At 72.4% G+C, this 6,133-nt stretch carries 7 protein-coding genes; 5 read left to right on the forward strand and 2 right to left on the reverse strand.

Annotation, left to right across the window (positions count from 1 at the left end):
* Positions 1-45 precede the first annotated feature (45 nt).
* The 3 genes from aroA (at position 46) to AB0L00_RS30595 (ending at position 3,278) form a co-directional block, all read left to right on the forward strand.
* On the forward strand, positions 46-1,302 hold the full coding sequence (gene aroA / locus AB0L00_RS30585) for a 3-phosphoshikimate 1-carboxyvinyltransferase (protein WP_345356641.1): 1,257 nt from the start codon (positions 46-48) through the stop codon (positions 1,300-1,302).
* Positions 1,303-1,305: 3 nt separating this feature from the next.
* Positions 1,306-2,337 (forward strand): ribosome small subunit-dependent GTPase A, encoded by a 1,032-nt coding sequence (rsgA, locus tag AB0L00_RS30590; RefSeq protein ID WP_364440527.1) that lies wholly within the window; start codon positions 1,306-1,308, stop codon positions 2,335-2,337.
* A 95-nt stretch (positions 2,338-2,432) separates the two neighbouring features.
* Entirely contained in the window at positions 2,433-3,278 is an 846-nt protein-coding gene (locus AB0L00_RS30595) for a helix-turn-helix transcriptional regulator (RefSeq protein ID WP_364440528.1), read from the forward strand.
* Between the two features lie 134 nt (positions 3,279-3,412).
* Here AB0L00_RS30595 and AB0L00_RS30600 read toward each other — a convergent pair whose 3' ends face one another.
* Positions 3,413-4,096 (reverse strand): HAD family hydrolase, encoded by a 684-nt coding sequence (locus tag AB0L00_RS30600; protein ID WP_364440529.1) that lies wholly within the window; start codon positions 4,094-4,096, stop codon positions 3,413-3,415.
* An 82-nt stretch (positions 4,097-4,178) separates the two neighbouring features.
* Here AB0L00_RS30600 and hisN point away from each other — a divergent pair, with 82 nt between their 5' ends.
* On the forward strand, positions 4,179-4,982 hold the full coding sequence (hisN, locus tag AB0L00_RS30605; protein ID WP_345356629.1) for a histidinol-phosphatase: 804 nt from the start codon (positions 4,179-4,181) through the stop codon (positions 4,980-4,982).
* Between the two features lie 292 nt (positions 4,983-5,274).
* Entirely contained in the window at positions 5,275-5,463 is a 189-nt protein-coding gene (locus AB0L00_RS30610; RefSeq protein ID WP_364396342.1) for a hypothetical protein, read from the forward strand.
* Between the two features lie 143 nt (positions 5,464-5,606).
* Here AB0L00_RS30610 and AB0L00_RS30615 read toward each other — a convergent pair whose 3' ends face one another.
* The gene (locus tag AB0L00_RS30615; RefSeq protein ID WP_345356623.1) at positions 5,607-5,786 is read right to left on the reverse strand and encodes a DUF397 domain-containing protein; all 180 of its coding nucleotides are present in this window, start codon (positions 5,784-5,786) and stop codon (positions 5,607-5,609) included.
* Positions 5,787-6,133: the final 347 nt, after the last annotated feature.

The following is a 6,133-nucleotide window of genomic DNA, read 5'->3' on the forward strand; positions in this document are numbered from 1 at the left end:
GTTTTACCCGCCGTTCGCCACGGCCGCGACCGGTACCCTTCAGTCATGCATCCTCTGTGGTCCGCACCCGCCGCCGACGGGCCGGTCGACGCCGTCGTCGCGCTGCCGGGGTCCAAGTCGATGACCAACCGCGCGCTCGTCCTCGCGGCGCTGGCCGACGAGCCCTCGCTGATCCGGCGCCCCCTGCGCAGCCGCGACACCCTCCTCATGGCGGGCGCCCTGCGCACGCTGGGCGTGGCCGTCGACGAGGCGGCCGAGGGCGCCTGGCGCGTCACTCCGGATGAGCTGCGCGGCCCGGCGACGCTCGACGTCGGGCTCGCCGGCACGGTGATGCGGTTCGTCCCCCCGGTCGCGGCACTGGCGACCGGCGCGATCGCCTTCGACGGCGACCCGCACGCCCGGAAGCGGCCGATGGGCCCCATCCTGGCCGCCCTGCGCGCGCTCGGTGTGGACGTGGAGGGTGACGCGCTTCCGTTCACCGTGGGTGGCACCGGCGCGGTGCCCGGCGGTTCGGTGACGATCGACGCCTCGGGTTCGTCGCAGTTCGTCTCCGGCCTGCTGCTGGCCGCCCCGCGCTACGCCAAGGGGATCGAGGTCCGCCACGAGGGGCCGCCCGTGCCGTCGGCGGCGCACCTGGCGATGACCATGCGGATGCTGGCCGACGTGGGCGTCTCCGTCGAGAGCGGCCCGGACGTCTGGCGGGTCCACCCGGGCGGCGTGCGCGGCGGCGAGGTCGACATCGAGCCGGACCTGTCGAACGCCGCGCCGTTCCTCGCGGCCGCCCTGGTCACCGGCGGCCGGGTGACGGTCCGCGGCTGGCCTGCGGAGACGACCCAGCCCGGTGACGCCCTGCGCCACCTGCTGACCGACATGGGCGGCTCGGCGACGTACGACGCGGGCGACCTCACCGTGCGTGGCGGCGGCGCGATCCACGGCATCGACGTCGACCTCGGCGACGTCAACGAGCTCACCTGCGTGATCGCGGCCCTCGCCGCCCTGGCCGATGGACCGTCCCGGCTGCGCGGCATCGCCCACATGCGCGGCCACGAGACCGACCGGCTCGCCGCGCTGACCGCGGAGATCAACGGGCTCGGCGGTGACGTGCGCGAGCTGCCCGACGGCCTGGAGATCCGGCCCAAGCCGTTGCGCGGCGGTGTCTTCCACACCTACGACGACCACCGCATGGTGATGGCCGGGGCGGTCCTCGGCCTGGCCGTGCCCGACGTCGAGGTGGAGAACCTCCCGACCGTCGGCAAGACGCTCCCCGAATTCGGCGAGCTCTGGACGGAGATGCTCCGGTAACCCATGGCGCGCGACTGGGGGAGACTCGACGAGGACGACGTTCGGGTGCGCCCGGGCCGCGGCTCCCGGCCGCGTACCCGCCGACGCCCGGCGCACGAGGACGCCGTCGGCGGTTTCGTGATCGCGGTGGACCGCGGCCGCTACACCTGCCTTGTCGGCGGCGACGGCACCGGTCGCGCCACCCGGAAGAAGGGCGACGGCCAGCGGACGGTCACCGCGATGCGCGCCCGCGAGCTCGGCCGCAAGAGCGTCGTCGTCGGTGATCGCGTGCGGCTGGTCGGCGACGTGTCCGGCCACGCCGACACCCTCGCACGGGTCGTCCGCATCGAGCCCCGCACCTCCACCCTGCGCCGGACCGCCGACGACACCGACCCGGTCGAGCGCGTGATCGTCGCAAACGCCGACCAGCTCGTCATCGTGACCGCGCTCGCGGATCCGCCGCCGCGCCCGGGGATGATCGACCGGTGCCTGGTCGCCGCCTACGACGCGGGCCTGGAGCCGCTGCTGTGCCTGACCAAGGCCGACCTCGCGGCACCGGATCCGCTGCTGGAGACGTACGCGCCGCTGGGCATCCCGTACGTCGTCACGCGCAAGGACGAGCCGGTCGACCACCTGGACGAGCGCCTGGCCGGGCGGCTGAGCGTGCTGGTCGGGCACTCGGGCGTCGGCAAGTCGACCCTGGTGAACGCCCTGGTCCCCGACGCCGAGCGCGCCGTCAGCGAGGTGAACCCGGTGACCGGGCGCGGCCGGCACACGTCGTCGTCGGCGGTCGCGCTGGAGCTGCCCGCCGCGGACGGCTGGATCATCGACACCCCGGGCGTGCGCAGCTTCGGCCTGGCCCACGTCACGCCCGATGACATCCTGGGCGCCTTCCCCGACCTGCTCGAGGGCGCCGCGGAGTGCCCGCCGCACTGCACGCACCTCCAGGACGACTGCGCCCTCGACGCGTGGGCCGCGGCGGGGCACGCCGACGCGGCCCGCCTCGACTCGCTGCGCCGCCTGCTCGCGGCCCGCGAGGGCGACGACACCGACTGACCCGGCTCCGGCCACGCCTGCGGCCCCCCACGCCCACCGTTCCTGGGTCCGGCAGGACCACCCTGAAAAGGGGGGTCTCCCGGATACTGGACGGCATGGACAAGCGAGCCGAGCTGACGGAGTTCCTGCGCACCCGGCGGGCGCGCCTGCAGCCCGAGGATGTCGGGCTGCACCCGTACGGCGGCCGCCGGCGGGTTCCGGGGCTCCGCAGGGAAGAGCTGGCGCAGCTCGCCGGGGTGAGCGTCGACTACTACGTTCGCCTCGAACAGGGCCGGGCCGTCAACGTCTCGGAGGAGATCCTCGAGGCCGTGGCCCGGGCTCTCCGGCTGGACGACGACGAGCGCGCGTACCTGCGCAACCTCGCCAAGCCCACGCGTTCCCGGCGGCGGCCGCCGCGGACCGAGCGCGTACGGCCCGGGGTCCGGCGGCTGGTCGACATGGCCGGAGACGTCCCCGCGTACGTCGTCGGGCGGCGCTGTGACGTCCTGGCGTGGAACCGCCTGGCGGCGGCGCTGTTCACCGACTTCGACGCGCTCACACCGCAGCAGCGCAACTGGGCCCGGTTGATCTTCTTCAACGAGGACGTTCAGGCGGTCTTCGACGACTGGACGGTGAAGGCGCGGGAGACCGTCGCCTACCTGCGGCTGAAGGCCGGGGAGCACCCCGACGATCCGGAGCTGGCGGCCCTCGTCGGCGAGCTGTCCGTCAAGAGCGAGGACTTCCGCCGCTGGTGGGCCGACCACAACGTCAAGGACAAGAGCAACGGCCGCAAGGTCCTGCACCATCCGCTGGTCGGCGACCTCGTCCTGGACTACGAGTCGCTGCGGCTGCCGGACGATCCGGACCAGGTCCTCATCACCTACACCGTGGAGGCGAACTCTCCGTCGGAGACGAACCTGCGCCTCCTGGCCTCCTGGAACACCGAGGCGCCGGTCGCGTGACCAGGCCCGGCGCCCCGCCGGCCCGATCCGCCTCGCCGGCGGACGGCCGTCGGCCGGTCGCCGCGCGCCGAGCCGGCGGGTGCCCGTCGACCGGCCGCCACGGGTCGAGCCGCCGCGGGTCAGGTCGTCGCGGGTCAGGTCGTCTGCCGGAGGCCGAGCTCGTCGATGCGGGCCAGTAGGTCGGCGGGGTCGGCGTACACGCGGAAGGCGCCCGTCCGCTCGAGCTCTTCACGGCCGTAGCCGCCGGACTGCAGGCCGATCCCCAGGGCCCCGGCGCGGCGTGCCGCGAGGAGGTCCCACACGCTGTCACCGACCACCATGGCGTGCCGCGGATCGACCCCGACGAGGGCGGCCGCGGCGAGGAACAGGTCCGGGTCGGGCTTGGCGAACCGCACCATGTCCCGAGTGATCATCGGCGTGTCCGACGGCAGCCCGAGCATTCCCAGCGCCGTGTGCGCCGTCTCCATCCGGCCGCTCGTCGCGATGGCCCACGGCACGCCGCGATCGGTGAGGAAGCCCAGGAGGTCGGCCGCGCCCGGCAGCGCTCGTACGGAGTCGACCTGGTCGAGGTAGGCACGGGCGTGCAGGCTCTGCAGCTCCTCGATCTCCGCGGCGGTCAATGACACGCCCGTCTCGCGCAGCAGCGCCGACACGAACAGACCACCGCTCATGCCGATGCGCCGATGGATCCGCCACACCGACAGGTCGATCCCCACGACCGTCAACGCGTTACGCCAAGCGATCACATGCTGGTACACGCTGTCGATGAGAGTTCCGTCAAGATCGAACAGCAGCGCCGGCGTCGGAGGTTCGGGCATCGGCCGGGACTCGGAAGATATTAGGGTGTTCACGCCGTCTAGTGTCTCTGCCACGGGCGCTGTCGCGATACCGTTGCCCTTCGTGGCGGACTATTCGGATGACCTGCGGCTGGCACACGTCATGGCGGACGCGGCCGACGACGTCGCCACGCGACGGTTCCGGGCCCTTGACCTGCGTGTCGAGACCAAGCCCGACCTCACCCCGGTGACCGACGCCGACCGGCTCGTCGAGGAGTCACTGCGCAACACGCTGAAGCGGGCCCGGCCGCGGGACGCCATCCACGGCGAGGAGTACGGGCGCACCGGCTACGGCCCGCGCTGCTGGGTCATCGACCCGATCGACGCGACCAAGAACTACGTGCGCGGCGTGCCCGTCTGGGCCACGCTGATCGCCCTCATGGAGGGCGACGAGGTCGTCGTCGGGCTGGTGTCCGCTCCCGCGCTGAACCGCCGCTGGTGGGCCGCTCGGGGCGGCGGCGCCTGGACCGGCCGCAGCCTCGCCAAGGCCACCCGCTGCCGCGTGTCGGGCGTCACGGAGCTGGAGGACGCGTCGTTCTCCTACTCGAGCCTGACCGGCTGGGAGGAGCAGGGCCGCCTCGACAAGTTCCTCGACCTGGGCCGCACGGTGTGGCGCACTCGGGCGTACGGCGACTTCTGGTCGCACGTGATGGTCGCCGAGGGCGTCGTGGACGCCTCGGCCGAGCCCGAGGTCTCCCTGTGGGACGTCGCGGCCGTGCAGATCATCGTCGAGGAGGCGGGCGGGATCTTCACCGACCTGTCCGGCGTGCCCAGCCCGGACGGCGGCAGCGTCGTCTGCAGCAACGGCCTGCTGCACGCCAAGCTCCTCGAGCAGCTGGGCGGCGGCCCGCTCACCCTCCGGGTCTGAGTCACCCGGAGGAGTTCCCGGGGCGTACAGCGGCCGCGTAAGCGCGTTACGGCGCCGCGTGAGCGCCTCTGAGGGCCTCCCGACGCCATGTGGGATACCTGGACCAGGTCGGCGCAGGTCGATTCCTCGACGGGCCCTCCGGAGTCCGGCCGCCTCGCGCGGCACCCTCCCGGTGACCGGCCGCCGCCGTACGGCCATGTCATCGAGGAAGAGAAGATATATCGCGGATTCCGGAACACCGGTCGCCGTGGTAGTCGTTCTTCTAGGCGAAGTCCTCGGAACGGAGGCTGTCGTGGGACGCACCGGATATGTCGTAGGCGGAGTGGCCGTGGCGCTGATCGCCTGGTGGCTGCTGCCCGGATGGGTGACCCTTTTGATCGTGCTCGGCCTCATCGCCGCGCCGGTCGCCGGCTACCTGATGCTCGACCCGTCCCAGCGACGGCGGCTGCGCGGGCAGGCCCGCAAGCGGCTCGGAAGCTGAGCGACCGTCCCGGTCGCGACGGATGCCATTGCCGGCGGTCGGCCCCGGCGGCCGAGACGCCGGCCGGCCGCCGGAACGGAGCGCTCCTGACCGCGAATGCGGTCAGGGACGCGATGCACGCTGAGGCGATTGCTCGATGCCGGTCAGCGCGCGAAACGCTCGTCGAGGCCCTCGCGCATGTCCTCTGGCAGATCGTGTTTGCCCGCCTTGATGCGGTCGAGAAAATCACGCCATGCGCTCACGCTGAAGAACAGTTTCGGACCGTCAGGATCCTTGCTGTCGCGAACCGCGATGACGCGCTCGCCCTGGCCCTCGTTGGACACCACGCACCTCAGTTCCCCGGGCGGTCGGATGACCGCTGACGCACCGCCTGCTGAACGGCACATCCAAAACCTAGCAGGCACCGCCCGTATCGAACCCGCTCTTCCCAGTTCCGGACCAGCCCGAAAGGCTGAATCCAGCAGGCCGCCTGACACGGTGTGCGGAAGATCGTAAAAGCCCGCCGCGGGCCGGCGCGAAGAAGCACGCGCACCAGCGAGTAGGCCGCCGAAGCAAGAAGACCGCCGTTCATGCCCTGAACGCAGGAAAGCCCGCCAGAAACCTGGCGGGCTTTCCTGATCTATGTAAGTGTCCGGCGGCGTCCTACTCTCCCACACCGTCTCCAGTGCAG

Origin of the sequence: Actinoallomurus sp. NPDC052308, assembly GCF_040679195.1 — a bacterium.
Lineage (GTDB): Bacteria > Actinomycetota > Actinomycetes > Streptosporangiales > Streptosporangiaceae > Actinoallomurus > Actinoallomurus liliacearum.

What these genes read in the sequence shown, in the direction of transcription:
- aroA (WP_345356641.1), top strand. Translation starts at nt 46, where the DNA reads ATGCATCCTCTGTGGTCCGCACCCGCCGCCGACGGGCCGGTCGACGCC.
- AB0L00_RS30595 (WP_364440528.1), top strand. Translation starts at nt 2,433, where the DNA reads ATGGACAAGCGAGCCGAGCTGACGGAGTTCCTGCGCACCCGGCGGGCG.
- AB0L00_RS30600 (WP_364440529.1), bottom strand. Translation starts at nt 4,096, where the DNA reads ATGCCCGAACCTCCGACGCCGGCGCTGCTGTTCGATCTTGACGGAACT.
- rsgA (WP_364440527.1), top strand. Translation starts at nt 1,306, where the DNA reads ATGGCGCGCGACTGGGGGAGACTCGACGAGGACGACGTTCGGGTGCGC.